The organism is Sphingosinicellaceae bacterium (assembly GCA_019285715.1).
Taxonomy (GTDB): domain Bacteria; phylum Pseudomonadota; class Alphaproteobacteria; order Sphingomonadales; family Sphingomonadaceae; genus Glacieibacterium.
In genome coordinates, this window is the sequence record CP079108.1 from 519,449 (window position 1) to 545,560 (window position 26,112).

Here is a 26,112-nt window from a genome sequence, read left to right on the forward strand (position 1 = left end):
AGGACTCATTGATCAGAGCCAGAAGATGACGGTAGCGGCGATGGCGATGGCTGAGAAGAAGGTGTGGGCGCAGCGGTCGTAGCGGGTGTGGATGCGCCGCCAGTCTTTGAGTTTGCCGAACATGTTCTCGATGCGGTGGCGCTGGCGGTAGATGGTCCGGTCGTGCGGGATCGGGGTTTTTCGATTGGCCTTCGACGGGATGCACGGCGCGATGCCCTTGGCGATCAGGGCGGCGCGGAACCAGTCGGCGTCGTAACCCCGGTCGCCGAGCATCGCCTTGGCCTTGGGCAAGGCATCGAACATCAACGCTGCGCCCTTGTAGTCGCTGGTCTGCCCTTCGGTGAGCAGCATGACCAGCGGCCGGCCCTGGCCGTCACAGACCGCGTGCAGCTTGGAGTTCAGGCCGCCTTTGGTCCGGCCGATACATCGGGGAAGAGCCCCTTTTTGAGCAGACTGGCAGCGGTCCGATGCGCCTTCAGATGGGTCGCGTCGATCATCAGCCGGTCGGGCTTACCGCCCTTGGCCGCCAGCGCTGCGAAGATGCGGTTGAACACGCCCAGCCGGCTCCAGCGGATAAAGCGGTTGTAGATCGTCTTGTGTGGGCCGTAATCCTTGGGCGCGTCCCGCCAGCGCAGCCCATTGCGGATCACGAAAATGATCCCGCTGATTACCCGCCGGTCATCCACCCTCGGCACACCGTGCGACAACGGAAAATGCGGCTCGATCCGGCGCATCTGCGCCTCCGACAACCAGATCAGATCACTCATCGCGACGCCTCCTCAGCGCCGCGATTGAATCAGATCAGCGTCGTCGTGGGAATCCCTTTAATAGGTCCTGAGCCTAGAAAACTGCGGCAACTCGTTTGCCAGCTTTCGGCCCAAGCCACCAAGCTACCGCGGAACCATCGGCGAACTCCAGTTGGGCGGCCGCAAATATCGTGCGGCTGACTGCTTGCTGCTGGCTCCGCAGATGATCCTCAAGCAGCTTGTGGCGGGTAATGTACCCGGCGTTCACTCCAGGCACCGCGTGATTCATCAACAGTCGCGCGTCGAACTCGGAGACCCCGGCGGCTTGAGCGAGCGTCCGAAAACTCTGCCGTAGATCGTTCCCCCATTTAGATAGGCTGTCGCGATCCTCCTTCTGCTCAACCAGGTGACCCGACCCACTGTCCGCCGGGAATACCCAGTTGGTTGCGTGAATAGGATGCATCTGCCGGCCGAAACGTCGGGCGCGCATCAGGCACCGGATCATCTCCCGCGACAGCGGGATATCAAATGCCTTCTTGGCGCCACCCTTTGGAACGGCGATGTGCAACAATCGCCGTTTGAGGTCGATGTGGTTCGGCTGGATCGTCTTTAACGCTGGGCCGGCAGCCCGACAACAGTGTGAAAAGGTGAAACTCGCGTCGTATGGGATTTTCGAGAGCAGCCACTTCGGCAAACCAGGCAGAGACGTCAGCGAGCCCAAGCGCGCTGTCGCGACGAGTTTCCCCATTCCAGTCGATAGCAGTTACCGGGTTGTCTGCTGGCAAGTAGCGGTGGGTTTTGCGCGCGTGATTGTAAATCGCGCGCAGCGTTCTCATGCTGCCGTTGGCGATATACGGCCCGTTATCCCTGCTCACAGCGTCATGTTTCGATGCGACCAAGGCAGGTTGGTCAGCAAGCTCCGTCAGCTCGAGATCGAGCCATTCGGCGAAGATTCGTTCCACATGATCCTGATAGCTGGCAATCGTGCCCACGCTTCGGCCCTTTCTCACCATATGACCGTCGCGGTACCGTTCCCAAGCAGATCGGAGCGTGACTCCGGTCGACTTCGGCACCGGCGCGGGGCTCGCGTTCTTTACCTGCACCGTCTCGGGTCTCGGATGCTGACCCTTCGCGATCAGGGCGAGGAACGATTTTCCCGTGTTTCGCGCGTCTCGAGTGCTGACGTCGCCCGCCTCACCAATAGCCACGCGAATTGTCTGTCGCTGGCCGTCTCTCCGGAGATCGCCCTGTACGGTGAAGGTTTTCTTGCGTTTGCCGACGACGACAAAGAAGCCTTTCAGCTCCGTGTCGCGGGCAAGATACCAGCCTGATGCCGGAAGAGGCAGGCGCGCTACGTCCTTGTCGGTGAGATGAACTCGGATATCACCCATAAAAACTCAAACGGTTTTTCAAACGGTTTTGGCGGAGCGCCGGTCTAAATGGGGCACCACTCTACGTCACCCAGTAGTACTATTTTACTACGGTTTGACAAGTGCTTAGCCTGTTTCCAACAACAATATCGCATAGAGAAAAGTTCTGGCGTAGGATTGGGTATGAACTACGAATCTGAGGGTCGGACGTTCGAATCGTTCCGGGCGCACCATTTTCCCGTTAAATTTGAAAAGCTTAGCCGTTTGTGGCGAGGCGACCCCGGACTAAAATTTATTTTAGTCCGGGTTTTAGTCCGGGGAATCTTTTTTTGGCGCTATGCGTGTGCCGCTATCGGACAGCCCGCGATGGTTCGCGCGTGGCGCTCGTCGAATCCGGAACTAGGGCGAGTCCGCTGGACCGCTTCACGTCAGCGACGACCCAATCTCGGCCCTTCAGAGATGCTTTTCCGCCTCCCAAAAGCGGCCGGTCGTTCATCTCGGATCCACGGCTAGAGTATCCGTTATGATCAAGCGGGTTTTGGTGCCCAGGATCTGCCTGTCCACAGGAGCGCGTTGGCAAGGATGACGAGCTTGCGAATGACTGCCGTGATCGCCACCTTGGGCGGTTTTCCGGCGGCGACGAGAGCTGTATATTTTGCTCTCATGTCTGGGTTGAACCGGGTGGCGACCAGTGCTGGCATGTAGAGCGTTTGTCGCAGCTGGGCACGGCCGCCCCGGATATGACGCTTGCCGCTAGGCGGATCGGTCAGTGGATGGCCTCTACTTTGCTGATCGAGCGGTAGAAGTTGCACCGCTAAGGCTGCCTTCGCACGCGGCGACCAGCACTTCCGCCGCTGCGGCTCGTCCGGAATATCGCCATGCATCTTGGACAGTCGACTTGACCGCCGAGCATCGTCCTCTGGTGCGATACACCGTCGATTGGCTGTCCACACAGTGCCACAAAGTCCGTCCGAGGCAGCCTAGCGAGATGCATCATGGTCCGTACGTCCTAGTCGCGGCACGCCCATGCGGCCCCCCTGCGGTAACGACCGAGACACTCGTTGGTACCGCAATGGTAAGCTGGCAACCGCGCCAAAACATGCCTCGCGAAAGCGGGGGGCGTGCATCTGCGAGGCATCCAGGGACACCGAGATCGGGGGTGCACCTACTCGGATGCTGGAAAACTAGCTTTTGGGAGGGCCTGTCTACATCGGAAATTAGCGCGGGAGGAAAAACTTTTAAACGGTCACAGCTCTTTACGAAGGCGAAACGCTGATTTGCGAGGTTGATCTTGTTGCAGCGCGGGGGCGATGCAACGGGCCGTCCGCTTACCTACCTCGCTACCCCTGAGGATGCGGGCGGCCCATCGGGGCGGTTCTTACGCAGAAACCGATAGGGTGATAGTTGCGGCGCCTGGCAGCCAATGGCGTTATCCCACAGGTAGGCCGTGGGGGCGCTGCCTGTGGGACGTACGCAACACGACTTGATGCTTCGCACTCACTTCATTCCGCCTAACACACAGTGATTACAAGTCCGATACGATCGGTTCGTCGATTCCGGACACCTCGACCGGCAACGCTGCGTTCTGCTTCTGCCCTCGGCAACGTTGCGGGCATCGACCCTCAATGCTTGTCCGACAAGCTGGACCAGGATACGCATGGGGCTGTGTCGGCTGCCGGCCACGACGCTTCCATTCACTACGCCCTCGCAGCCAACCATGCCGACCCCCGGCTTGCTTGCCTTCAATGTCCTCGGCGATCACCGATACGAGGCCGGACAGCGTAAAGCAGCAATGGCTTATCGGGTCCCCAGCTCCCGCCAAATTGTGACCTGGCGCCAGATTTAAAAAGCAGTCGCAGAAAAAGCCGCCCGCGTAGTTCTGGAGGGACATCCGTAAGGAGGCGCGGGCGGCTGATGCGTGTTGTGCTCCACGCATAATGATCGTGTACCATCAGCATGTTAAAGGTCGCCAGCCCGTAATGCGCAGATAGTGCGCCGTATCGATACTGTGCGTGATCCAGGGCACGGGAGGGGGCTTAACTAGTAATTGGTGCTTGTCGCAAGCCCCAGCCGCTACCTTACCGACCCTGCAGCCTTCGCCATGTCTGACAATGTAAGCTCGGCGGCGTCCGCTGCAGCAAGCAGTCGATTTGCGGTTTCGCGAGCAGCCACAGGGGTCAGGCAAGGGTTCGGTCTCCCACCAATCACGACCTCGCCGCCTACCGCCGTTACGGGGAGTCCGTCCGACACCAATCGCATTGGGTTTTCGGTCATACGCGAAACACACTTTCAACTAGCCAACGCACCGTCTCCGGCCGCGGCGGCGAGAAGCATCGCTATGACTCCCCCTGAAGCGGCCGACGCTACTCCGGTGAGGGTTCTACTTCAACGCGTGTCCGTGTCGCTCCGAAAGCGAACCCCGGCGAGCTTCGGAACTGGTGTTCATTAGTCTTGACAAGGAGTTGCATGCGGGCAGGATGTCCCTGCGCTGCCGGAGAGCCACATGACGGTCGTCGGACGGGTCATCAGGCGGCTTCGCGATCCCGGCGCGCTGAGACCCTATCTGCGCAATCTCAACGCCTCGTTCTCGCAATACGGCGAGGACCGAGTGTTCGACGTGCTGCTCCAGCCGGGCGCGTCGGGGACCTACGTCGACGTCGGCGCGCACCATCCGTACGACGGGTCGAACACCTACGGGCTGTATCTGAAAGGCTGGCGCGGGCTAACGGTCGACCCGAATCCCGCCTTCGCGAGCGATTACGCGCGCTGGCGGCCCGGCGACACGCATCTCGTCGAGGGCGTCTCGGCGGAGCCGTGCGAACTCACCTACCACGCCTACGCCAACAGCCTGTACAACACGCTGTCGGACCGGCGCGCCTCGCAACTGGCGACCGACGGCATGGTCGCGACCCGGCGTATGATCGCCACGCGGCCGCTCAGCGCCATCGTCGCGGAGCATCTGCCGGGCCGCCAGATCGACCTGTTGTCGGTCGACTGCGAAGGCCTCGACCTCGAGGTGATCCGCTCGCTCGATCTCGCGGCCAACCGGCCGACCGCGATCATAATGGAGGATTTCGGCCGATTCGCGATGTTCCGCGACGGGTCGGGGCAGAGCGCGCTGCACGCCTTCCTTCTGGAGCACGACTTCGCACCGGTCGCGCAGCTCGCGTTCTCGTCGATCTACGTCGCGCGCGACTACCTTTCGCTGGTGGCGCGCAGCCGCGCCTACGACCTCGCCCGCATCCAAGACGGCATCCTGCCGACGGCCGCTGCGTCCGCTGAGCCTAAGACTGGCGCACCCGCACCGTCCCCAGCCCACGCACCGCTTGACCTCTAGTCCGCTACTGCGGCGACAAACGGTGCAGGAACATAACGAGTTATCAAGGGGTATCATTACGGCTCGCGACCTCGAGCCGTGTGTGCGTAACCCATCTACCGCGCTGCAGCTCATAAGAAGGGCGCAGCGCCAGCTAAAGGTCGCCGCCCGCGCGTCCAAAGCGGTGCCATGGTGGCGCGGGCGGCGAAGCGCATTGGAGTGGCCGCGATCGCATCGAGCTTAGACGGGCAGACTAAAGGATCGATTACGCCGCAGCCGTGTCGCGTCTGCTGCCAGCGCAGTGCCAACCCAAAAGGCGAAACGGCAGCCTGCGAAGAAGACTGTCCTGTAAGGAATTTAAGTCCGTCGCGAACGGGTGGCTAAAATCACGGGTGCCGCTCGGCAGCGCGATCTGCGGGTGGCGATTAACGGGCCGACGCTGGGTCCCACCCCCCTGCGTCGGCCCTTGCCGCGGTCTGTTGGGCAGAACGACCGCAGGCTGCCGGATAGTTAACAGGTTGTTACCTGGGCGAAATGCGCGAAAACGATAGTGATGGCTAGAAGCCGACACTGCCCGGCAGCGGCGAATTGCATTGCGTCTCCAGCTCAATGTCTGCCGACCCCGCCCCGCCCTATGGCTGACTGGCAACTTCATTGCCTACGCCTACCAAAAACCGGGGCGTCAGCCGAGAATGGCGAGCCTGTAGAGGACTAGTCATTCGCAAGGGATGGCGCCACTCTACCCGGCGTGCGTGCGGCACCACCTTCTCCACCGCAGCCTGAAGAGTTGCCACACACGTGCTGCGGAAATTCAAGCTAGCACTCAACGGTTAATATGATAGCAATACATCCATCATTCAGGAGCGACCGCCATTCGCTATGTCATTGCCGCAGCGTTGATCGCTGGTTTAGCTTCGGGCGTTGGTAATGCGGCCGTCCTTGTCGATACCGGGCTGACGCCGCGTGTGTCGATCCGCGCGGCATATGACGAATACTTCACCTGCGACGACGAGGGCGACACCTGCGATCAAGACTACGAATTCATCACCAACCAGGCGAGCCGCTTTAATGTCGCCGCTGCCGGCGTCGCCATTAGCCTCACCGTTGCCGCCGCTCACCAGGACGGCTTCGACAATTATTCAATTTACCGAGACACCGGCGGCAAGCTCGTTCCCGATGCTTCTCACCTAGTCTGGTTCAGCGGCTATAACCCCGTACCGATATCATCGACAGCACTTAGCGACCCTGGGTTTGATATCGACGGTCGCGCATCTCTCGACACTTACGCTTTAGGAAATCTAGCGTTGGGTGACGGTGACTATTGGATAACGATCTCGGTGAACGGACCGACCATTGGATATGAACCGGTTCTTTTTGCTGGGACGAATTCGGGCACGAATGCCAAGCAGGCGTACTTCGACAACGAGACTGGCCCGTTCGAGTATCGCAATTTCGATGGTCTGCAAGCGAGTGTTCGTCTCGATGGCACCCTCAGCGCGGTGCCTGGTGTGCCGGAGCCGGCGACGTGGTCGTTGCTAGTAGCGGGATTCGGCATCATCGGCGCAACTATTAGACGCCGTAAGTCAGCGGCATCGAACGAGGCCTAGGCACTAATAATCCCCTCGTGACGCTCGATCGGGGTATAATCAGTCGTCGCAGCGATCGAGTGTTGGACTGCGATTTCTAGCTGCGCTGTCAGCCAGGCAACGAAGGCGACCACAAAGCGTGTGGCGCGCCGCTGTTAGCTCGGCCGTCCAACCGATACCTGCCACTCTCTACCGGCAGACGCTGGCACAGCTTCCTTCGCGTGGTTGATGCCAAGCAGCGGCGTGATGCTCCCAGCAATGCTACTTGATCCTCGGGGGTACGGTCCTATCGCTCATTGCGATCATCTCTGCCGCGGTCATCGTCTTGATCGTCACGCCGGATCGGCCGCACCGACGAGATTTTGTCTTCCATACCCACGCGGCTGAGGTGGCCGACCGAGCGGTCGATCGTGACGCACCTGCCGCGAAAGTCGTCGTCCTCGCAAACGAGCCAGCGTCCACTGTTGACCCGTACCGACGAGATCTTGTCCTCCATGCCGATCTCGCCGAGGCGGCGTACGCCGCGGTTAAGCGTGACGCTGCGCCCACCGAAACGGTCATCGGCATAGAAGGTGGCGCTTGCCCCGCCCCGCCCACGCGGGTCACCATCACGATGATCGTCGTAGCGTCGATCGCCTTGCTGACCACCGCGCGTAACGGCTTGCGGGTTGCCGTAGCGCGGGTCTTGCTGCGGAGAATCACGCTGGTCACCGTAGTTTGCCTGCGCGCGCGCTATCGTCGACCCAGTCGCAAAAACGAGAGTGGCGGTGATGGCGAGGCAGGTGAGCGAGCGATGCATGACCGACCCTTTATAGTCGGTGGGGAACGCGCGAACTGCCTGGTCGATCCTCGTGACCGATTTGGGTAAGGCGTCTGTTGAGCATTCTCAACTGACTGTATCGGCGCTAAGCGGCCAGGTCCGCCCGTCGCGCCACGAGGTTCCGCACCGTTGTTGCATGCCAAGCGCCGCCCCGAGCCGTGCGCACACCTCGCGCATTCAGTGCCTCGGCGATCTGCCACAGCGTGTTCATGCCGGCGGCCGTTATCTGGTCGACGATCGGCAGGACATTAGCCGCAAATGCACCCGCTCCAGCCCGGTTGCTGGCACTACCCAGCGTTTGGGCGGTCCCAAGGTTGGTCCGGTTGCTCAACTTCACGCCCTGCGCCTTCTTAGCCGCCAGAGCTTCCTTGGTGCGGTCCGAGATAAGCGCCCGCTCCTTCTCGGCCAGAGCCGCGTAGAGATGCAGGACAAACGGATCGGTGTCGGCACCCAGCTCGGCAACGACGAACGGCACCCTGCGCCATCAGGCCGCTGATGAAGTGCACGTCACGCGACAGGCGGTCGAGCTTGGCGACCAGCTCAGCGCCACCAGCCTTGCGGGCCTAGGGCAAAGCGGCTGCGACGGAACAAGGTCAAGATCGTCTCGATTACCCAAGCGTTCGGAGATGACGCAGGCGGTGATTTTGCCTTGGGTGTGCTGGCGCTTGGCGACGAATACACATCCCGTGAAACCGCGAAGCATGTTTCGCGAGCAATGCTCGCCAATGCCGAGGCCGGGTTCAGCAACGGTCAGAGGCCGCCTATCGGCTATGTAGCGGTCGAGGCCGAACGACGCGGTCAGAAGATCAAAAAGAAGTTTGCCATCAACGAGGCTGAGGCTAGCGTCGTGCGAACGCTCTACGATTTATATCTGAAGGGCTCGCCCGCCGACGGCCGAGCGCTGGGTGTCACCTCGGTGGCATCGGAGCTCAACCGGCGTGGACTGCGCTATCGCGGTCACCCCTTCGCGGTCTCTAATGTTCACTTCGTGCTGACCAATACGGCTTACCGAGGCGTAGCTTACTACAACAAGCGCTGTTCAACGACGCTTGAGCAGCGTCCCGAATCCGATTGGATCGGTGTCCCCGTTCCGGCGATCATCACTGAAGCCGACTGGTACGCGGTCCAGGCCAAGCTCCGGGTGTCGAACCCGCGCAAGACGCCACCGCGTGTGGTCTCGGGTCCGACAGTTCTCATCGGTCTTGCGATATGCGGCTGCGACGACGACGGCTGCAAAGGTGGGATGACGATCTCGACCGGCAAGTCAGGAGCCTACAAATACTACGCCTGCTCACGGCGCGCGAGGATGGGGACAACCGCCTGTGCGGGTCGGCGCATCTCGATGCCGGTTCTTGATGAGCTCGTGATGAAGACACTCACCAACGCCGTGCTTTCATCCGACCGTCTTCCTGTCCTGCTTGCTGCATGCCTCGACCAGTCGGAAGCTGCCGACGTGGCACGGACGGCAAACCTGAAGTCGCTTCGTACGCAGAAGACCGGCGCCGATGCCATGCTTGGCGGTCTCTATCGCACAGCGGCGATGATTGAGACCGGAATCGACAACGTGATGAAAGGCGAGATCGAATCGGCTCGTGGTCGGATTGCCACGCTCGCCTCGGAAATCAACCTCGTCGAGCAACAGTTTAGCTGCCGATCTCAGCGAATCACTCCGGAGATCCTCGAAAGGTTCGGCATCCTTCTGCGTCAGCGCCTTTCCGGGACCAATTCCACTGTCCGTCAGAGCTATGCGCGACTGCTTATCGACCGCGTCGAGGTCGGACGCCAACGCGTCCGGATCGTTGGCTCGAAGACTGCGCTCGCGAGTTGCGTCGCTGCGACTGACCGGCACCCGAACGAGGTGCCCAGCTTTGAACGGAGATGGTGCACCGGAAGGGATTCGAACCCCTGACCCCTGCCTTCGGAGGGCAGTGCTCTATCCAGCTGAGCTACCGGTGCGTGGCGGCGTCACTAGCAGGCCGGCTCGCGCGGCGCCAGTCGCTTGGCGGGGAGCCGGTCACTTGGGCGCGGTAGGGTCCTTCGGGATCGGGGTGTAGGGCACGAACTTGCCGAGGCCGCAGCTGGCACCGGTGCGCGGGCCGCCGCCCTGGATGATGACCGTTATGATGTCGACCGAGCACAACTGGCTGATCGAGGTCGAATAGCTGAATGCCTTCTCGAAGCCGAGCTGGGGGCAACTGCTGGGCAGGACGTTCCTCAGAACTTTGCCGTCGCGCAGGATGAAGTCGATGGTGCGGTCGTCGACGACCTTGGCCTCGCGGATCCGTGTCAGCTGGACGCATTGCTCGGCGGGCGCCTCGCTCGCGACGGTATTGCGCGGCGGTGGCGGCGGAACCGCGGCGGTGGGCGGCGTTGTCGAGGCGCAGCCGGCGAGCAGGCCGAGCGCGGCGATGGTGGGAATTGCGAAGCGCATGGCATTCTCCCGTCGGCTCTCGATGCGGCCGGCTAGCTGCACAATAGCTTAACCGGGCGCGCGGGTCCGCACGCTTTTCTCGGGCGGCGCGGCGGTCTTGGGCTCGAAGGCGCAATCGACCGCGACCGGGCAGCGCCAGCACTCGGGGCGGCGCGCGATGCAGGTATAGCGGCCGTGCAGGATCAGCCAGTGGTGCGCGTGGACCCGGTAGCGCGGCGGAATTACCGCCAGCAGTCCATCCTCGACGGCGCGCGGCGTTTTACCCGGGGCCAGGCCGGTGCGGTTGCCGACCCGGAAAATGTGGGTGTCGACCGCCATCGTCGGCTCGCCGAACGCGACGTTGAGCACGACGTTCGCGGTCTTGCGACCGACGCCGGGCAGCGCTTCCAGGCTTTCGCGGTCGTGGGGTACTTCGCCGCCGTACCGGGTCGCGAGCGTTTCACTCAGCGCCGCGACGTTCTTGGCCTTGGTGTTGAACAGTCCGATGGTCTTGATCAGCTGGCGGATGCGGTCCTCGCCGAGCGCCGCCATCGCCGCCGGGTTCGGTCCCGCCGCGAACAGGCCGGGCGTCGCCTTGTTGACCCCGGCGTCGGTGGCCTGCGCCGACAGAACCACGGCGACCAGAAGTTCGAACGGGTTGCGGTAGCTCAGTTCGGTCTTCGGCTCGGGGTCGAGCGCGGCGAGGGTGCTGAAGAAATGTTCGACTTGCTGCGGCGTCATGTCGTGGCGTCTGTGCGGCGAGCGCGATTGGCTGTCCAGCGGCATGGGATTAGGCTGCGGGCGATTTCGGAGCTGAAGCCATGGCGCTGATCGACCTGACGCTGCGACCGAACCGCTCGCTGTCGCGCGTCCACGCACGCTGGCTGGTCGGCACGGTGGCGGCGGTGTTGCTGCTCGGCGGGCTTCGTTTCGTGGTGCTCGGGGCGTGGCCCGTGCTGCCGTTCATGGCTGTCGACGCCGGACTGTTGTGGTGGGCGTTCCGCGCCAGCTACCGCTCGGGACGGGCCTTCGAGACGGTGCGCCTCGACGAGGCCGCGCTGACGGTGCGCAAGGTCTCGGCATCGGGGACGGAGCGGCGCTTTAGGCTCGAGCCATTCTGGGCGCGGGCGCGGCTGGAGCCGCTGGCCAGCGGCGACAACCGGCTGTGGCTGGCATCGGGGCAGGTCCGGGTCCGGGTCGGAGCGGAGCTGTCGCCGCCGGAGCGCGCGGATGTTCACGCGGTGCTGGTCGATGGGCTGGCGAAGTGGCGCGCGGGCTAAACCCCCAGCACGTCCGCCATCGTGTACCGCCCGGCCGGCTTGCCCGCGAGCCACGCCGCCGCATGCACCGCGCCGCGCGCGAACACCTCGCGCGACTCGGCCTTGTGTCCGAGCTCCAGACGCTCGCCTTGCCCGAGGAACATCACGAGGTGGTCGCCCGCGGCCGAGCCGCCGCGCAGACTGGCAAAGCCGATATGACCCTGGACGCGCGGCTTGCCGGTGCCGTGGCGGACCGGCGCGCGTAGGGTTTCGAGGGCGACGCCGCGGCCCCGGGCGGCGGCTTCCCCGAGCGCCAGCGCGGTGCCCGAAGGCGCGTCGACCTTCTCGCCGTGGTGGAGTTCGGCGATCTCGATGTCCCACTCCGGGCCGAGCGCTGCCGCCGCCTGCTCGACCAGCCGCGCCAGCAGCGTCACGCCGAGGCTGGTGTTCGCCGCCTGCAGGATCGCCACCGATTTCGCCGCGCGGTCGATCGCCTTGTGGTCGGCGGCGCTGAGCCCGGTGGTGCCGATCAGCAGCGCGGCATGGCTGTCGCAGACCGCGTCGAGGGTCGCGGGCAGCGCCGCGGGACTGGTGAAATCGACGAGTACGTCACTGGCGTGCGCGAGCGGGGTCGGGTTCGAGCAGATGATCAGGCCGCCGCCGAGCTTGGTCCCGACCGACGGGTGCCCGGCACGCTCGATCGCGCCCGACAGCTTCAGCCGCCGGTCGGCGGCGACCGCGGCGATCACCGCCTGGCCCATCCGTCCGCCCGCGCCGAGTACGCCCACCCGTACGATCTTGCCCGCGTCGATCATCCGCCTAGTGGACCATTATTGCCGGGCCGCTGCAACTCCCGGTGCTGATAACCGACGGCCTGGTGGGCCACCATAGACCTCGGCGGACGCCTATGCGATGTCGCGCCGGTGTTGAACGCGGCCAGACAGAGTGACCCCGTGGCGGTCGGCGGCGCCTCGTCATGTCGGTAAAACGCAATATCGCGGCCAATTACGTCGGGCAGATCTTCGCCTCGGCTCTCGCGCTGGCGCTGGTCCCGGTCCACATCGGCTACCTCAGCATCGAGGCCTATGCGCTGGTCGGGCTGTTCGCGGTCGCCCAGGCGTGGCTGACCCTGCTCGACCTCGGCCTGGCCGTAGAGCGTTGCGGGGGCGACCGGCTTTGTGCGCTCGTCGAGCCAGGCGTGGCTCCAGTCGTATTCCGCGCCGGTGCTCGCGACCACGACCCGCGTGCCGCCAGCCGCCGCGAAGCCGCGCACCAGCCGCAGTGACGCCGCGACCCAGTCCAGATTCTCGGGCGGGTTCCTGAAGCGCCCGGGTACCACGTACCGGGCGAGGTGGAGCAGGTGGCTCGGGGTGATGGGGGTGAGCAGCGGCGCAATCGTCTCGCGGCCGTTGAAACCGCTGGCACCGGTGACGACGACGCGCGTCACGGCTGGAAGTCGGGGAAACTGACTTCGCGGTTGGAAATCAATCGGGGCGTGGGGGGCCATGCGATGCCGAAGGCGGGGTCGTCCCAGCGCACGCCGCTACCGGGCACGAAGACGATGCCCATGTTGTACAAGATCTCGCTGTCGTCCTCGAGCGTGAGAAAGTCGTGGGTACAGCCGGCGGGCAGGTAGAACAGGGGTCGTGGTCGTCCGACAGCTCGACCTCCACCTGCGCGCGGAAGGTCGGCGACCCCGGCCGCAGGTCGAAGCCGACGTCGTGGATGCGGCCGCGGACGCAGTGGACCAGCCTCGCCGTGCGGGGCGGCCTGCAGGTGCATGCCGCGCAGCGTGCCAGCGGGGGGCGACAGGTTGGACTGGACCGGCTGGAAATCGCTGCCCGCGGCCGTGAACTCGGCGGCGCAGAAGATTCGCGCAAAGCTGCCGCGCTCGTCAGTGCTTAGCCCGGTGAGGACCACGAACGCACCGTCGATGGCGGTCGATGTAACTCTTAATGATGTGCCAAAGGATCGGCTTGGGCTTGAGGTGGGTTTCCTCCGGAGGCCTCAGCGGGGCGTGCGCGGGCGGTGCCCGGCGCGGCGGTTCAGCCGCAGAAACTCGGCAGCGCGACCGGCGCGGACGCGGTGTGCTGGGCCCAGCGGCCCGACTGGTTGCGGTAGTAATTGCCGACTGCGACGCGGTTGCGAAACTGCACGCAGGCCGCCGCCGCACCGACATCGGCCACCGTGACGCCCGGCTTGGCGCTGGCGGTGTCGGTGTAGATCGCACGCCGCTGGATGTTGATCGCGTCGACGCGGGCCTTGAGCTCGGCCGCGCCGCCGGCCTTGACGATGCCGAGGTAGCCGTCGGCCTGCTCGCCGACGAAGCCGCTGGCGCGCGCGCCCTCGACGACCGGGTCGGCGCCCTGCGCGAGCACGGGGAGGGCAGCGAAGGCGACACTTACGACGGCGAGGCGGAGGATGTTCATCGGGCTGGTTCCAGTCTCGGCAGGGTTCAGAAGACGGCAGGATTCTTCTTGATGAGGTCGGCGACGTCCTTCTCGAGGCGGACGACGACCTCCTGCTTGATGTTGACGTTGAGGTTGATCTCGATCGGCTTGTCGGGCGCGCGCAGCTGGATGCAGCCGCTGCACAGCAGGGCGGCGGCGAGCGCGGCGGCAACGGTCGTGCGGCTGTTCATTCCGTCCCCTTCTCGGCGTTATCGCCGCCATAGCATGGTTCTCTGGCGCCGCGCCGCTTTACCGCGGCTGAACCCCGCCCTGGTCCTGAGGCGTGGCGCCCGGGCGGATCAGCGGGCGCACGTCGCTGAACGAGGCGGCGGTGCCGAGCAGGGCGCGGAAGGGCGCGCGCACGGTGACGTTGAACTTGAACGGCAGTCCCGTCGCCTTGATCGGCAGCGGCCCGCCGCCCAGCGTCGTCTGCGCCTCGTTGGTGCCGGTGAAGCGCAACTGGGTAACCAGCTCGCCGTCGAGATCGCCGTCGAGGTCGAGGGTGAGGCTCTTGTAGCGTAGCCGCCGCAGCGCATCGAAGGCGAGCCGCGCGCCGGCACCGAGGTCCTCGCCGCCGACCGCGCCGACATACTGCACCAGCCCGCCCCCCGCCCGCGCGACCAGCGTGCCCGCCGCGATCCGCCCATGACCATCGGCGAAGACCAGCGGCAGGCGGCCGTCGAAAATGCCGGTGACGTTGACGTCCTTGATCTCGAACTTCTGCAGGAACAGTTGCGCGTCGAGGCCGTCGACGGTCAGCAGGAAGTCGCGGCGCAGGTCGCCCGCCCGGATCGTCACCGGGGCCAGGGTCAGCGCGCCGCCCGCGTACGGCCAGCGGAGGCTCTCGATCGCCGCGGCGTCCGGCCCGAGCATCCGGAAGAACACCACGCCGTCGTCGACCGCGACGCCGGGATTGATCCGCTTGATGGTCAGCGTCTGGCCCGGCGGCGTCGTCATCGCCAGCAGGTCGTCGAACGCCAGCGTCCCCGCGACGTCGTCGACCGGCCCGAGCGAGGCGGTGGCGAGCGAGACATGGTCGACCCGCACCGTGCCGCCGCTGGTCAGCATGTCGGCGGTCCAGTCGAAGCGCCCGCTGCCGATCACCGGCCCGCGGACGTTGTCGACGACGCCGCGCAGCGCCTCCGTCAGCTGGAACGGCTGGAGGTCGGGGCCGAAGGTCAGCGTGCCGGTCTCGACCTTGGCTTCGCCGCGCCCCGAGGCGAGTGCGTGGGTCGCGGTGAAGCCGAACAGGCGCTTGCCGCCCGCCGCGAGCCGCCCGTCGCCGTGTGCCTTGACCAGCCCGTCGGCGATGGTCGCGGAGACGGCGGCGATGTGGATAGGCTCGAAGCGCGCGGGCAGGGTGCGGTCAGTGACGCGGGCCTCGCCGCCGGACAGGCTGAGGCGGCCGCCGGCCAGCTGCCATCTGGCGGAAGCGCTGCCGATGGCGACGGCGAGGCCGGGGTCGTCGAGGCGTACGCTCTCGACGCGGCCGCTCCCCCTCAGCCCCGCGAGGTCGAGGCTGCCGCCGATGGTCCCACTCCCGCCACGCGCGCCGTAGCGGCCCTCAACCCGGACCGGGGCCAGCACGGCGGTCGGGTGCTTGCCGGTGCCGCCGAGTGCGATCCGCAGCGTGCCGGTGGCGAGCGCAACGGGGACGTCGCCGGACACGCCGCGCAGGTTCAGTGGGTCGACCACCGCGCCACCGCTCAACCGCCCGCCGCTCAAGGTCGCGATCGCCCCGCCGTTCGGGCAGATCCGCGCCGCTCCCGGTCCGGTCCGCAGCGCCGCGCGGGACAGCCCCGCCCAGTCGACCGCCATGCAGAGCGTGCCGAAGACGACGCTCCCGTCGGCCCCGAGGCGCACGACCGTCGCGCCACCCAGCCCGCGCGTGACGACACCGCCGCCGACCGCCCCGGAAGCGCGCACATCGGCAGCGACCGTCGTGCCTGCGGGATCGCTGTTCAGGTCGAGGCGGAGCCGCTGTACCGCCGCTCCGCCGACCGCCCACGGCGCGATCGTCAGGCTCGCGCGACCGCTCCGCAACGGCCCGCTGCCGGCGACCGTGATGCGCGGCAGGCCACCACCGGCGAGGGTTGCGCCGCCAGCAAGGGTCACGCCGAGGCCCGGCACCGCGACGCTGCGGACGAGGCTGATCTCCCCGGTCTGGTCCAGCTTGAGGCCGCTTGCCGAGCGCAGGCCGAGCCCGCTCACCGTTCCCCGCTGGCCCGCCGCATCCGCCGATACCGTCACCCGCGCCGTCGCGTCGAACGATCGCGCCGCCGCGTCGCCGCGCGCCACCAGTGCTTCGAGGAGCGGTTCGACCAGCGTCCCTGCAAAGCTGCGCGCCGACCGCCGCAGCGCGGCCGTGCCGAACCGCGCGCTGCCGCCGTCGACCGTGACCACCCCGTCGCCACTGGCCGAACTCGACCCCGGCACGAATTTGTAGTGACCCGCCACCGAAGCCGTCCGCGCGCCGAACTGCTGGCCCTGCACGCCGGCGATGCTCGCCGCGATCGGCCCCGCGACCGGCCCGTTGAGCGCCGCCGCCGCCGCACCCAGCGTCAGGCTCGCCGCGCCGCTCCGGTAGCCGAACCCCGCCACCCGGGCCGTCGTCAGCTTCGCCGTCGCAGCGTAGCGGTCAAGCTTTGGCGGCAAGGTTGCAGCAACGGTCCAGTGCACGGCATCGGCGGCCCCGTCCGCGCAGGTCACGCCAGGCGCGCTGCCTTCGGCGGCGATCTGTGCGGCATCGCGCGAGGTCGAAACCCGGAAACTCGTCGCCGCCAAGCGCGCCGTGCACCCCACCAGCGCCAGCGTCGCCGGCTCGATCCGCCCGTGCCCGGCGAAGCCGTTCCGCAAGCGCCCGTTGCCCTCTAAAGTCCCGTTCAACGCCCCGGCGGGCGTCGCAACCTGAACGACCGCGCCGACGATCCGCACGTCGATGTCGGGCAGCGGCTTTGCCGGCTGCCCGGGAGCGGGCAGCAACCGGTCGAGGCTGCCGAGGCTGAGTCCCGAGCGCCCCAGTGTCGCCCGCAACTTCGGCCGCAGGATCGTGATCGTGTCGACGCGGGGCGAGAGCGGCGACCAGCCGATGGTTGCGTCGATGCGCTCGGCGGCGAAGTCCGGGCTCGCCATTGGACCTAGCGCGACATCGGCGAGCGTCACCCCGCCCGGCGAGATCGCGGCGATGCGGTAGCGCGCCTCGACCTGCTGGCCTGCGAACCACTGCGCCACGACCGCCTCGCTCAGCGGTCGCCGCGCGGCCCACACCACGGCCAGCACGATCACGACGATGGAGAAAGCAGCCAGCAAGAAACGGGAAAATCGCGACATCGCTGCTCCGCCGCGTGCCCGCCGCTGATAGGCGGTGGCGGCCCCGCCCGCAACTTTGCGTCGCGGTTTACGGCTTCCTTACGGAGCGGCGGCGATGGCGCATGGCCCCGCGGCGCCCGCTTGGACCACGGTGACCCGACCGCGCGGCTCGAGATGCCGTCGCGTCGTCGGAGGTCCAGATGTTCGATCGACAGGCGAGCGCGGTCCAGGCGGGCCATGCCCCACTCGTGCTCCCGACCGCGCTGGGCCGGTGGCGGCGCATCTCGCGCAGCCTCGCACATCCCCTGGTGCGCCGTGCGGGAACCCGCGTGATCGGCCTGCTACTCGTGCTGGTCGCTTGGGCTGCCGCCCGCGCCATGATCGGCCTCGTCGCCGCCCGGCACCCGGCGACTCCGGTCGAATGCCTGCTCGCGGGCGTTGCCTTCGTCGGTGCGAGCTACGGCAGCGCGCTGCTTGTGCTCGGCGACCATATGTTCGACCCCGTCGAGGTCGCGCCGCGCTGGTGCCGACACGCGGCCTGACCATCAGGGGTATCCGTGGCCCGCCGTCATCCCGGGCCCCGCCGTCATCCCGCGCACCGCCGCAATCCCGCGCACCGCCGCCATCCCGGGCCCCGTTGTCATCCCGGGCTTGACCCGGGACCCAGCTAACCCGGCGCTCCGAGCCTCGGAGGAAGCTGGGTCCCGGGTCAAGCCCGGGATGACAGCGGGGCACTCATGCCCCCAGCACCGCCTCGACCAACTCGAGCTGCGTCTGCCAGCGTCGCAGCGTGCAGCCGCGCCCCGGCTCGAACGCCATGCACTCCTCCGGGTCGATGCCGCGCACTCGACAGGCGGCGCGGGCGGCGCGTTCCAGCCGGGTCGCGGGCAGCCGCACAAACATCGGGCGGCGTTCATAGCCTTGCCCGTAGCGCAGGCCGGGCTGGCTCACTGGCCGCGCCTCGCGCCGCGCATCGCCGCCGCGTCGGCGATCAGGATGACCGCGCCGGGGATCGCCTCGCACTCGTCGCGGGCGAAGCGCATCGCCTCGCTGCGGCTGATGAACTCGCCGCCGATCAGGCCGTGGTTCTCGCGGACGGCATAATGTCCGGGCGCGTCCTCGCCGATCATGAAGACCGTCCGGTCGCACTCGACCGGCGTCGTACAGGCACGCAACATCGACTTTCCTCCGGCCGCGAACGCGACCGACCCCGAGATAGGCGGGCAGGGCAGAGGTTTTCCATGCGAAGCCTGGGCCTGCGCCTAAGCAAAGCGTGAAGGCGGCCCCGCCTTAACAAGCGCGCCGGCAACCTCTACGAATCCCGGTATGGCTCCGCGCAACATCGTCATCCTGACCGGCGCCGGCGTCTCCGCCGAATCGGGCGTGCCGACCTTCCGCGGCCCCGACGGCCTGTGGGAGGGGCACCGCGTCGAGGATGTCGCGACGCCAGAGGCCTTCCGCCGCGACCCGGCGCTGGTACAGAAGTTCTACGATGCGCGCCGCGAGGCTCTGACGCGGGTCGAGCCCAACGCCGCTCATCGGGCGCTGGCCAGGCTCGATGCCGAATGGCCGGGGGAACTGCTGCTGGTCACCCAGAACGTCGATGATCTCCACGAGCGCGCCGGGTCGAGGCGGCTGCTCCACATGCACGGCGAGCTCAAGCGGGCGCTTTGCCGGGCCTGCGGGGCGGCACCGGAATGGACGGGAACGCTGGCCGACAACCCGCCGTGCCCGCGCTGCACGGTGCGCCGGCTGCGCCCCGACATCGTCTGGTTTGGCGAGATGCCGTACCACATGGACCCGATCGAAGCGGCGCTGACGGCGTGCGATCTTTTCGTGTCGATCGGCACCTCGGGGGCGGTCTATCCGGCGGCGGGGTTCGTCGACACGGCACGCCGGGTCGGGGCGGAAACGCTCGAGCTCAACCTCGATCCGTCGGCAGGGACGCCGATGTTCGCCGAGGCGAGGCATGGTCCGGCGGGAACACTCGTGCCGGATTGGGTAAACGAGATTATAAAAGCAAATTCAATAACATAATGGAAATGGTACGAAACGGTAAAGGTCGTATAGGCGTACCAGTCGTAAAGGTCCGAAGGTCAGCCCTCGCCCGTTTCCGCCTCGATCCGCTCCATGTCGGCGTCGCTCAGCCCGAAGTGATGCCCGACCTCGTGGACGAGGACATGGGTGACCAGCCTCTCCAGGCTATCGCCGCCGTCGGCCCACTCGTCGAGCAGCGGCCGCCGGTACAGGAAGATGATGTCGGGCAGCGCGCCGGTCGGTTCGTCGCCCTTCATGCCGACGTGGCGGCCCTGGTACAGCCCGAGGATGTCGAACTCGGTCTCCAGCCCCATCTCCGCCATGACCTCGGCATCGGGGAAGTCCTCGACCCGCAGCAGCGTGCTGGCGAGGTGCTGGCGGAACAGTTCGGGCAACCGCTCGACCGCGGCCTGGGCCAGCGCCTCGATGGCCGCGATGGTCGGCGGCAGGGTTTGACGGCTGGTCATGCGCTGGCGGATAGACCGGCAGCCCTGAGGAGTCACCATGCCCGCGCCAAGACTGACCGACCCCGAGATCGACGCTGCCTTGGCGAAGCTGCCGGGCTGGACCCGCTCGGGCGATGCCATCGAGCGCAGCTACCGCTTCCCCGGCTTCGTCGAGGCCTTCGCCTTCATGACCCGCGTCGCGCTGCTGGCGGAGAAGGCCGATCACCATCCCGAATGGTCGAACGTCTACAACAAGCTCGAGGTGCGCCTGACCACCCACGACAGCGGCGGCCTGACCGCGAAGGACGTCGCGCTGGCGACCGCGATGGACGCCTGAGAGAAACTTGCCGCTGTCCTACGTGTCGCCCATTTGGTACAACCCGCTCATTGGATCCCGGACGCGAGTTCTTTCACACCGCCCGCCATCTTCTTGGCGACCTGGGCACCTTGGCGAACTTGGCGTGAAACCTCGAAACCGCCGCGCGGGCTGGATCGAAGAGTTTCACGCCAAGCTCGCCAAGGAGCTAAGGGCGCTAAGTCGAAGCGAAGAAGACTATTTTAGCGCGGTGCCATCCGGATCGCGCCGTCGATGCGGACGTCCTCGCCGTTGAAGTAGCTGTTGCGGCACATCTCGAGCGCCAGCGAGGCGTACTCGTGCGGGTGGCCGAGGCGCTTGGGGAACGGCACGCTGGCCGCCAGCGCGAGCTTCACGTTGTCGGGCGCGGCGTTCATCAGCGGGGTCGAGAAGATGCCCGGCAGGATGGTGTTGACGCGGATGCCCTCGCTCATCAGGTCGCGCGCGATCGGCAGGGTCATGCCGATGACGCCGCCCTTGGAGGCCGAATACGCCGCCTGGCCCATCTGGCCGTCCTCGCCCGCGACCGACGCGGTGTTGACGATAGCGCCGCGCTCGCCGTCCTCCATTGGCTCGAGGGTCAGCATGCCGGCAGCGCTCTTCGCGATGCAGCGGAACGTGCCCACGAGGTTGATCTGGATGACCTTGTTGAAGGCATCGAGCGGGAAGTGCTTGATCGCGCCGGTGGTCTTGTCGCGGCCGGCGGTCTTGGCGGCGTTGCCGACACCGGCGCAGTTGATCAGGATACGCTCCTGGCCGTGTGCGGCGCGGGCCTTGGTGAAGCCGGCTTCGACCGATTCGTCGCTGGTCACGTCGACTTCGCAGAAGATGCCGCCGATCGATTCGGCCACGCCGGGCCCCTTGGTCGCATCACGGTCGAAGATCGCAACCTTGACGCCTTCGGCGGCCAGCGCCCGCGCCGTCGCCTCGCCCAGCCCCGATGCGCCACCGGTCACCACCGCCGAACAGCCACTCAGTTTCATGCGTCTTCTCCCAAGGTTTGGGAGTGCTTAGTCCGTGGTTGACGTGCACGGCAAGTCAGGTCTCGCTGGCAACGCTCGCGGCTGGCCCCGGAAGCCGGCTTCGGCGCGCCGCCGCCGACTCGCGTACCGCCAGGTAGATCGTCGATCCGATGATGATCGCGCCGCCCGCCAACGTGCCCGCGTCGACGCGCTCCCCGAACAGCCAGACGCCGAACAGCGTCACCAGCCCAAAGCGCATGAAGTCGAACGGCATCACCGCGCTCGCCTCCGCCAGTGCGAACGCCCGTGTCAGCGCGATCTGGCCGACCGCCGCGAGCAGCCCGATGCCGATCAGCAGCGGCCAGGCGTGAAGCGACGGCCAGCGCCAGTAGAAGCTGGCGGCGATCAGCGAGGGGATCACCATCAGGATGAACGACCACGACGCGACGGCGCGCGGATCATCTGAGCCGACCAGCGCCCGGACCGCGATGTACGAGGCTGCGGTCGCGACCGCCGACAGCATCGCCGCGCCGACGCCGGGGGTCAGCGGCAACGCACCCGGCCGCAGCACCAGCATCATGCCGATGAAGCCGGCGGCCAGCGCCGCGATCCGCCGGCCATGGATGCGCTCGCCCAGGAACAGCACCGCCCCGATCGTGGCGAACAGCGGCGCCGTGTAGTTGATCGCCAGCGCCGTCGCGAGCGGGGCATTGGCAACCGCGTAGAAGGTCGCAAGCGTCGCCAGGAAACCCGAGGTGGCGCGGCGCAGATGGATCGGCATCCGTGTCGACTTGAGCAGACCGCGGTTCATCAGAAGCATCGGGGTCAGCGCGAGCAGGCCGATGCCCGTCCGGAAGAACACGATCTCGAACGGGTGAAGCTCGGTACTTGCCAACCGGATCAGCGCCCACATGATGCCGAATGAGACGGACGCGAGCATCATCCACATGATGCCCCGGCCGGTCGTGCTGTGTCCGGCAATTAGAGCGCTCATTCGACAGGGGCATGTGACGAAGACGCCTGCCTGGCAAGGGCACTGAATGGCGGGGCAGCCACACCGTCGCTGCAGGCCCTACCGGCCGGGCTGCGGCCCGGCCTCAGCTGTCGAGCAGCCGGGTCAACTGCGCGACGTCGCCGTCGAGCTCGGGATCCTTGGCGCGGAGCTCGTCGATGCGCTTGACCGCGTGCATGACGGTGGTGTGGTCGCGCCCGCCGAAACGCCGCCCGATCTCCGGCAGCGAGCGCGGGGTCAGCTTCTTGGCGAGGTACATCGCGACCTGCCGCGGTCGCGCCACCTCGACCGCCCGCCGCGCCGAAAGCAGATCGGTCAGCTTGAGGCCGAAGTACTCGGCGACCTTGCGCTGGATATCGTCGATCGTGACCTTCTTCTCGTGGGCGCGGAGCAGGTCGGCGAGCGTCTCGCGCGTAAACTCGATGGTCACCGGCTTGCCGACCAGCCGCGCGTAGGCGACGACGCGGTTGAGCGCGCCTTCCAGCTCGCGGACGTTGGCGGTGATCTTGCGCGCCAGGAAGTCGATGACCTCGGCTGGCACCTCGACGCCGTGCATCGCGGCGGCCTTGCTGTGCAGGATGTTGAGGCGGAGCTCGTAGTCGGCGGCGTTGATGTCGGCGACCAGCCCCCACGCCATCCGGCTGAGGATGCGCTCCTGGATGCCCTCGAGGTTCTGGGGCGAGCGGTCGGCGGTGATCACCAGGCGCTTACCGGCGCTGATGATCTCGTTCATCGTGTGGAAGAATTCTTCCTGTGTCGATTCCTTGCCGGCGATGAACTGCACGTCGTCGATCATCAGCAGGTCGACCGAACGCAGCCGCTGCTTGAAGCTGATCGTGTCCTTGGCGCGGAGCGCGGCGAGGAACTCGACCATGAACTTCTCGGCCGACAGATAGGCGACCTTGGCGTTCGGCTCACGCGCGATAAGCTCGCCACCGATGGCGTGCATGAGGTGGGTCTTGCCGAGGCCCGTGGTGCCGTGGAGGAACAGCGGATTGAAGCTGACCGGGCCACTGCCCGCCAGTGTCTGCGCGGCATTGTAGGCGAGTTCGTTCGACTTGCCGACGACGAAGCTGTCGAAGCTGTAGCGGGGCTCGAGCGGCAGCCCGATGCAGGGGGTGGACTGCTGGCTGAGCGGTGCTGCGGTGGCGGGTAGCGGGGCAGGCGCGACATCGCTCCGCACCGCCAGCGCGATGTGGCGGACGCCGGGCAGCTGGGCAATCCAGTGCGTCCGCAGGCGCTCGAGGAAGTTGCTCGACACCCAATCCGCGAGGAAGTGACTCGGGGCCGCGAGGTGCACCGTGTCACCGTCGACGCCAACCAGCGCCAGCGGCCGCAGCCACGATTCGAAGGTCGGGACGCCACACTCGTCGCGGAGCGCAGAAAGGATATTGGTCCAGGCGGTAGCGGCACGCGGGCTGGGTACTAGGCGCGCGGGCTCGGGGCGGGCGGCGGCGAACAAGGCGGAAGCACGGGGCCCGGCATCGGTGAAGCGCGGTGCCCGCGCGCCTGGCATCAACGATGCATTCGTCATGGACAGATTCGCCGTCAAATCGCTCTGTCCCACTCCCCAACCCACCGTCGAACGCCTCCCAGCCGCCGGTCGCTGGTGCGACCGGTCATTGTCAAAATCCCTGCCGGTTCGGGCACGGCACTCTACGATCATAACTCCACGAACGCAGAGCTTCAGACGCAGACACAGGCCTTCCGGCCCGCGTCTTCACGGTGTTTTCGTCCCGAATCGATTGGGAAGTTTCCCCCCGCGGCGCTTGGCCGTCGACCCACTAAGCACCCTTCAAAAATGCCGATCAAGGGTCCGAATCTGCGCGAAACTGAAATAAAGTCGTTGACACGAAAAGGCGTGATTTTTCGGCAAATGTTGCCAAATCGTTGATGTTTCGTGACGTATACGTGACGGTCGTCAAGATTCGACTAACGTCACAAGAAACCTAAGCTATTGCTTCCAAACGAAAAAGGCCGCCCGACTCGGGCGGCCTTCAAAATTGAAGCTGAATGGCTTCGTTCAGGCGAGCGCGGCGACCCGCTTCGACAGGCGCGAGATTTTACGGCTGACGGTGTTCTTGTGCAGGACACCCTTCGAGACGCCACGCATCATCTCCGGCTGGGCCGCGGCAAGCGCTGCGACGGCGGCTTCCTTGGCGCCGGTCTCGATCGCCGACTCGACCCGCTTGACGAAGGTGCGGATGCGGCTGACCCGCGCCTTGTTGATCTCGGCGCGGCGATCGTTGCGGCGGATGCGCTTTTCAGCTTGCGGCGTATTGGCCATTATCGTCCTCAAGAAACCAGGTTCGCACCGGACCCAACCGATGCCGCGGCACGGAGTGACCCCCGAACCGGAAGGCGGCGTCACTATAGGCGGCAGAGCCTGTCGTCAAGGCTCGGCGTACACGCGCGCCTCGATCCTAGCGGTGTGTAAATGCTGCCGGCCGCTTGTCGATGAATGCCGCCATGCCTTCCTTCTGGTCCGCCGTCCCGAACAGGCCGTGGAACAGGCGGCGCTCGAAGCGGACGCCCTCGCTCAGCGTCGTCTCGAAGGCGCGGTTGACCGCCTCCTTCGCGGCCAGGACCGACAACAGACCGTAGCCGGCGATCTGCTCGGCGGTCTTCATCGTCTCCGGCAGCAGTTGGTCGCCCGGATAGATCCGCGCGACCAGGCCGATGCGCAGCGCTTCCGCTGCGTCGATTAGGCGACCCGTCAGGATCAGGTCCATCGCCACCGCCTTGCCGACCGAGCGCGTCAGCCGCTGCGACCCGCCCGAGCCGGGGATGACGCCGAGCTTGATCTCGGGCTGGCCGAACTTCGCCGCCTCGCTGGCGAACGCCATGTCGCACATCATCGCGAATTCGCAGCCGCCGCCGAGCGCGAAGCCGTTGACCGCGGCGATCGTCGGCTTGCGGGTCCGGGTCAGCTCCTCCCAGGTCGCGGTGATGAAGTCCTCGCCGTAGACGTCGGCGAAGCTCTTTGGGGCCATTTCCTTGATGTCGGCACCCGCCGCGAACGCCTTGCCCGCGCCGGTCAGCACGATGCAGCCGATGCCCGCGTCGGCGTCGAGCTCGCGCAGGCCCTCGCCGATCTCGCTGGTCAGGCGGTGGTTGAGGGCGTTCAGCGCCTCGGGCCGGTTGAGGGTAATGACCCCAACGCGGCCGACACGCTCGAGAATGATCGTCGAATAGGGCATTGGATTACCTCTGGCACCAGCTGCAAAAGAAGCTCGATCGCCCGCTCTGGACGATGCGCTTGATACTGTGACCGTCGCGCGGGCAGGGCAGCCCCTCGCGGCCATAGACTCGGAAGCTCTTCTGGAAATAGCCCAGCGTGCCGTCAACCTGTGCAAAGTCACGTAAAGTCGAGCCGCCGGCCTTGATGGCGTCTTCCAGCACGATAGGGATCGCGGCGGCGAGAGCCTTGATCTTGGCGGCTGGCACCATGCCACCCGCCTTGGCTGGGTGGATGCGGGCGCAGTTGAGCGCCTCGCAGACGTAGATGTTGCCCAGCCCGGCGACGACGCGCTGGTCGAGGAGCAGGGCTTTAACCGGCGCGATGCGGCCCTTGAAGGCGGCGCGCAGGTGGGCGGTCAGGTCGGCTCCCAGCGGCTCGGGGCCGAGTGCGGCGAGGGCCGGGTAAGCATCCAGCTCCGCGGTCGGCACGAGGTCGAGCGATCCGAAGCGCCGGGCATCGTTGAACGCCACGACATGCCCGTCGTCGGTCGTGAAGACGGCATGGTCGTGCTTCTCGATCTCGGTCGGATCGAGCCGCATCCGCCCCGACATGCCGAGGTGGAAGATCAGCGTGTCGTCGCGGTCGGTGGCGATCAGTCCGTATTTGGCGCGGCGCGAGAGCCCGGTGATCCGCGCGCCGACGAGCCGCTGGACGAGGCCGTCGGGGAAGGCGCGGCGCAGGTCGGCACGGTGAAGCTCGACTCGTGTCAAGCACCGCCCGTCGAGCACACGCCGCAGCCCGCGCACCGTCGTCTCGACTTCGGGAAGTTCGGGCATCCCCTGCGTCCTATGAC

General features: G+C 66.3%; 30 protein-coding genes and 1 tRNA gene. 8 read left to right on the top strand and 23 right to left on the bottom strand.

Going from position 1 to position 26,112, the window contains the following annotated elements:
* Positions 1-12: 12 nt before the first annotated feature.
* From KX816_02475 to KX816_02490, 4 genes are all read right to left on the bottom strand, one after another.
* Positions 13-767 (bottom strand): IS5 family transposase gene (locus KX816_02475; GenBank protein ID QXQ06948.1). Its coding sequence is split into 2 segments (ribosomal slippage): positions 13-434 and positions 434-767, totalling 756 coding nucleotides; the frame shifts between segments, so codons are not numbered across the junction.
* A 73-nt stretch (positions 768-840) separates the two neighbouring features.
* Positions 841-1,314, bottom strand: coding sequence for a hypothetical protein (locus KX816_02480; protein ID QXQ06949.1), 474 nt, complete (start codon positions 1,312-1,314; stop codon positions 841-843).
* Entirely contained in the window at positions 1,271-2,137 is an 867-nt protein-coding gene (locus tag KX816_02485; protein ID QXQ06950.1) for an Arm DNA-binding domain-containing protein, read from the bottom strand. The genes KX816_02480 and KX816_02485 overlap by 44 nt, the downstream gene beginning before the upstream one ends.
* Before the next feature lie 506 nt (positions 2,138-2,643).
* Positions 2,644-3,000, bottom strand: coding sequence for a transposase (locus tag KX816_02490; protein ID QXQ06951.1), 357 nt, complete (start codon positions 2,998-3,000; stop codon positions 2,644-2,646).
* A 1,619-nt stretch (positions 3,001-4,619) separates the two neighbouring features.
* Between KX816_02490 and KX816_02495 the strand changes: the two genes are divergently transcribed.
* Entirely contained in the window at positions 4,620-5,453 is an 834-nt protein-coding gene (locus tag KX816_02495; GenBank protein ID QXQ06952.1) for an FkbM family methyltransferase, read from the top strand.
* 875 nt (positions 5,454-6,328) lie between these two features.
* Positions 6,329-7,039, top strand: coding sequence for a PEPxxWA-CTERM sorting domain-containing protein (locus tag KX816_02500; GenBank protein QXQ06953.1), 711 nt, complete (start codon positions 6,329-6,331; stop codon positions 7,037-7,039).
* Positions 7,040-7,304: 265 nt separating this feature from the next.
* On the opposite strand, the gene KX816_02505 is transcribed toward KX816_02500, so the two are convergent.
* Together KX816_02505 and KX816_02510 are read right to left on the bottom strand one after the other, a co-directional pair.
* Positions 7,305-7,817 (bottom strand): beta/gamma crystallin family protein, encoded by a 513-nt coding sequence (locus tag KX816_02505; protein ID QXQ06954.1) that lies wholly within the window; start codon positions 7,815-7,817, stop codon positions 7,305-7,307.
* Positions 7,818-7,923: 106 nt separating this feature from the next.
* Complete coding sequence (locus KX816_02510; protein QXQ06955.1) at positions 7,924-8,313, bottom strand: recombinase family protein; 390 nt, start codon at positions 8,311-8,313, stop codon at positions 7,924-7,926.
* A 174-nt stretch (positions 8,314-8,487) separates the two neighbouring features.
* Between KX816_02510 and KX816_02515 the strand changes: the two genes are divergently transcribed.
* Positions 8,488-9,747: a recombinase family protein gene (locus KX816_02515; protein QXQ06956.1), complete on the top strand. Its 1,260-nt coding sequence runs from the start codon at positions 8,488-8,490 to the stop codon at positions 9,745-9,747.
* On the opposite strand, the gene KX816_02520 is transcribed toward KX816_02515, so the two are convergent.
* The 3 genes from KX816_02520 to nth all read right to left on the bottom strand — a co-directional run bounded on the left by KX816_02520 (position 9,718) and on the right by nth (position 10,989).
* Positions 9,718-9,794 (bottom strand) — tRNA-Arg (locus KX816_02520). The genes KX816_02515 and KX816_02520 overlap by 30 nt on opposite strands.
* A gap of 58 nt (positions 9,795-9,852) precedes the next feature.
* A complete protein-coding gene (locus KX816_02525; protein QXQ06957.1) occupies positions 9,853-10,269 on the bottom strand; it encodes a hypothetical protein in 417 nt (138 codons plus the stop codon).
* A gap of 48 nt (positions 10,270-10,317) precedes the next feature.
* Positions 10,318-10,989 (bottom strand): endonuclease III, encoded by a 672-nt coding sequence (gene nth, locus KX816_02530; GenBank protein QXQ06958.1) that lies wholly within the window; start codon positions 10,987-10,989, stop codon positions 10,318-10,320.
* An 80-nt stretch (positions 10,990-11,069) separates the two neighbouring features.
* On the opposite strand from nth, the gene KX816_02535 reads away from it, so the two are divergent.
* Positions 11,070-11,528 carry a DUF2244 domain-containing protein gene (locus KX816_02535; protein QXQ06959.1) on the top strand — a complete coding sequence of 153 codons (459 nt, stop codon included), beginning with the start codon at positions 11,070-11,072 and terminating at the stop codon, positions 11,526-11,528.
* Here KX816_02535 and dapB read toward each other — a convergent pair.
* A complete protein-coding gene (gene dapB, locus KX816_02540) occupies positions 11,525-12,304 on the bottom strand; it encodes a 4-hydroxy-tetrahydrodipicolinate reductase (GenBank protein QXQ08359.1) in 780 nt (259 codons plus the stop codon). The genes KX816_02535 and dapB overlap by 4 nt on opposite strands.
* Positions 12,305-12,483: 179 nt before the next feature.
* On the opposite strand from dapB, the gene KX816_02545 reads away from it, so the two are divergent.
* Positions 12,484-12,792: a hypothetical protein gene (locus KX816_02545; GenBank protein QXQ06960.1), complete on the top strand. Its 309-nt coding sequence runs from the start codon at positions 12,484-12,486 to the stop codon at positions 12,790-12,792.
* A gap of 158 nt (positions 12,793-12,950) precedes the next feature.
* Here the strand turns inward: KX816_02545 and KX816_02550 are convergent, their stop codons facing one another.
* The 4 genes from KX816_02550 to KX816_02565 all read right to left on the bottom strand — a co-directional run bounded on the left by KX816_02550 (position 12,951) and on the right by KX816_02565 (position 17,266).
* Positions 12,951-13,427, bottom strand: a complete 477-nt coding sequence (locus KX816_02550) for a dTDP-4-dehydrorhamnose 3,5-epimerase family protein (GenBank protein QXQ06961.1) — start codon at positions 13,425-13,427, stop codon at positions 12,951-12,953.
* 125 nt (positions 13,428-13,552) lie between these two features.
* Positions 13,553-13,936, bottom strand: coding sequence for a YdbL family protein (locus KX816_02555; protein QXQ06962.1), 384 nt, complete (start codon positions 13,934-13,936; stop codon positions 13,553-13,555).
* A 26-nt stretch (positions 13,937-13,962) separates the two neighbouring features.
* Positions 13,963-14,148, bottom strand: a complete 186-nt coding sequence (locus KX816_02560) for a YnbE family lipoprotein (GenBank protein ID QXQ06963.1) — start codon at positions 14,146-14,148, stop codon at positions 13,963-13,965.
* A 58-nt stretch (positions 14,149-14,206) separates the two neighbouring features.
* Positions 14,207-17,266 carry a YdbH domain-containing protein gene (locus KX816_02565; protein QXQ06964.1) on the bottom strand — a complete coding sequence of 1,020 codons (3,060 nt, stop codon included), beginning with the start codon at positions 17,264-17,266 and terminating at the stop codon, positions 14,207-14,209.
* A 200-nt stretch (positions 17,267-17,466) separates the two neighbouring features.
* Between KX816_02565 and KX816_02570 the strand changes: the two genes are divergently transcribed.
* A complete protein-coding gene (locus tag KX816_02570) occupies positions 17,467-17,808 on the top strand; it encodes a hypothetical protein (protein QXQ06965.1) in 342 nt (113 codons plus the stop codon).
* Between the two features lie 193 nt (positions 17,809-18,001).
* On the opposite strand, the gene KX816_02575 is transcribed toward KX816_02570, so the two are convergent.
* Positions 18,002-18,217 (bottom strand): hypothetical protein, encoded by a 216-nt coding sequence (locus tag KX816_02575; protein ID QXQ06966.1) that lies wholly within the window; start codon positions 18,215-18,217, stop codon positions 18,002-18,004.
* A complete protein-coding gene (locus KX816_02580; GenBank protein ID QXQ06967.1) occupies positions 18,214-18,444 on the bottom strand; it encodes a hypothetical protein in 231 nt (76 codons plus the stop codon). The genes KX816_02575 and KX816_02580 overlap by 4 nt, the downstream gene beginning before the upstream one ends.
* Positions 18,445-18,592: 148 nt before the next feature.
* On the opposite strand from KX816_02580, the gene KX816_02585 reads away from it, so the two are divergent.
* A complete protein-coding gene (locus KX816_02585) occupies positions 18,593-19,303 on the top strand; it encodes an NAD-dependent deacylase (GenBank protein QXQ06968.1) in 711 nt (236 codons plus the stop codon).
* Positions 19,304-19,362: 59 nt separating this feature from the next.
* Here KX816_02585 and KX816_02590 read toward each other — a convergent pair whose 3' ends face one another.
* Positions 19,363-19,770, bottom strand: coding sequence for a metallopeptidase family protein (locus KX816_02590; GenBank protein ID QXQ06969.1), 408 nt, complete (start codon positions 19,768-19,770; stop codon positions 19,363-19,365).
* Between the two features lie 37 nt (positions 19,771-19,807).
* On the opposite strand from KX816_02590, the gene KX816_02595 reads away from it, so the two are divergent.
* Complete coding sequence (locus KX816_02595; protein ID QXQ06970.1) at positions 19,808-20,086, top strand: 4a-hydroxytetrahydrobiopterin dehydratase; 279 nt, start codon at positions 19,808-19,810, stop codon at positions 20,084-20,086.
* A 221-nt stretch (positions 20,087-20,307) separates the two neighbouring features.
* Here the strand turns inward: KX816_02595 and KX816_02600 are convergent, their stop codons facing one another.
* The 6 genes from KX816_02600 to mutM all read right to left on the bottom strand — a co-directional run bounded on the left by KX816_02600 (position 20,308) and on the right by mutM (position 26,095).
* Entirely contained in the window at positions 20,308-21,087 is a 780-nt protein-coding gene (locus tag KX816_02600; GenBank protein ID QXQ06971.1) for an SDR family NAD(P)-dependent oxidoreductase, read from the bottom strand.
* 55 nt (positions 21,088-21,142) lie between these two features.
* The gene (locus KX816_02605) at positions 21,143-22,060 is read right to left on the bottom strand and encodes a DMT family transporter (GenBank protein ID QXQ06972.1); all 918 of its coding nucleotides are present in this window, start codon (positions 22,058-22,060) and stop codon (positions 21,143-21,145) included.
* A gap of 103 nt (positions 22,061-22,163) precedes the next feature.
* The gene (gene dnaA / locus KX816_02610) at positions 22,164-23,594 is read right to left on the bottom strand and encodes a chromosomal replication initiator protein DnaA (GenBank protein QXQ08360.1); all 1,431 of its coding nucleotides are present in this window, start codon (positions 23,592-23,594) and stop codon (positions 22,164-22,166) included.
* A 507-nt stretch (positions 23,595-24,101) separates the two neighbouring features.
* Positions 24,102-24,365: a 30S ribosomal protein S20 gene (gene rpsT / locus KX816_02615; protein ID QXQ08361.1), complete on the bottom strand. Its 264-nt coding sequence runs from the start codon at positions 24,363-24,365 to the stop codon at positions 24,102-24,104.
* 136 nt (positions 24,366-24,501) lie between these two features.
* Positions 24,502-25,278 (bottom strand): enoyl-CoA hydratase, encoded by a 777-nt coding sequence (locus KX816_02620; GenBank protein QXQ06973.1) that lies wholly within the window; start codon positions 25,276-25,278, stop codon positions 24,502-24,504.
* Positions 25,279-25,282: 4 nt separating this feature from the next.
* A complete protein-coding gene (mutM, locus tag KX816_02625) occupies positions 25,283-26,095 on the bottom strand; it encodes a bifunctional DNA-formamidopyrimidine glycosylase/DNA-(apurinic or apyrimidinic site) lyase (protein ID QXQ06974.1) in 813 nt (270 codons plus the stop codon).
* Between the last annotated feature and the right edge of the window lie 17 nt (positions 26,096-26,112).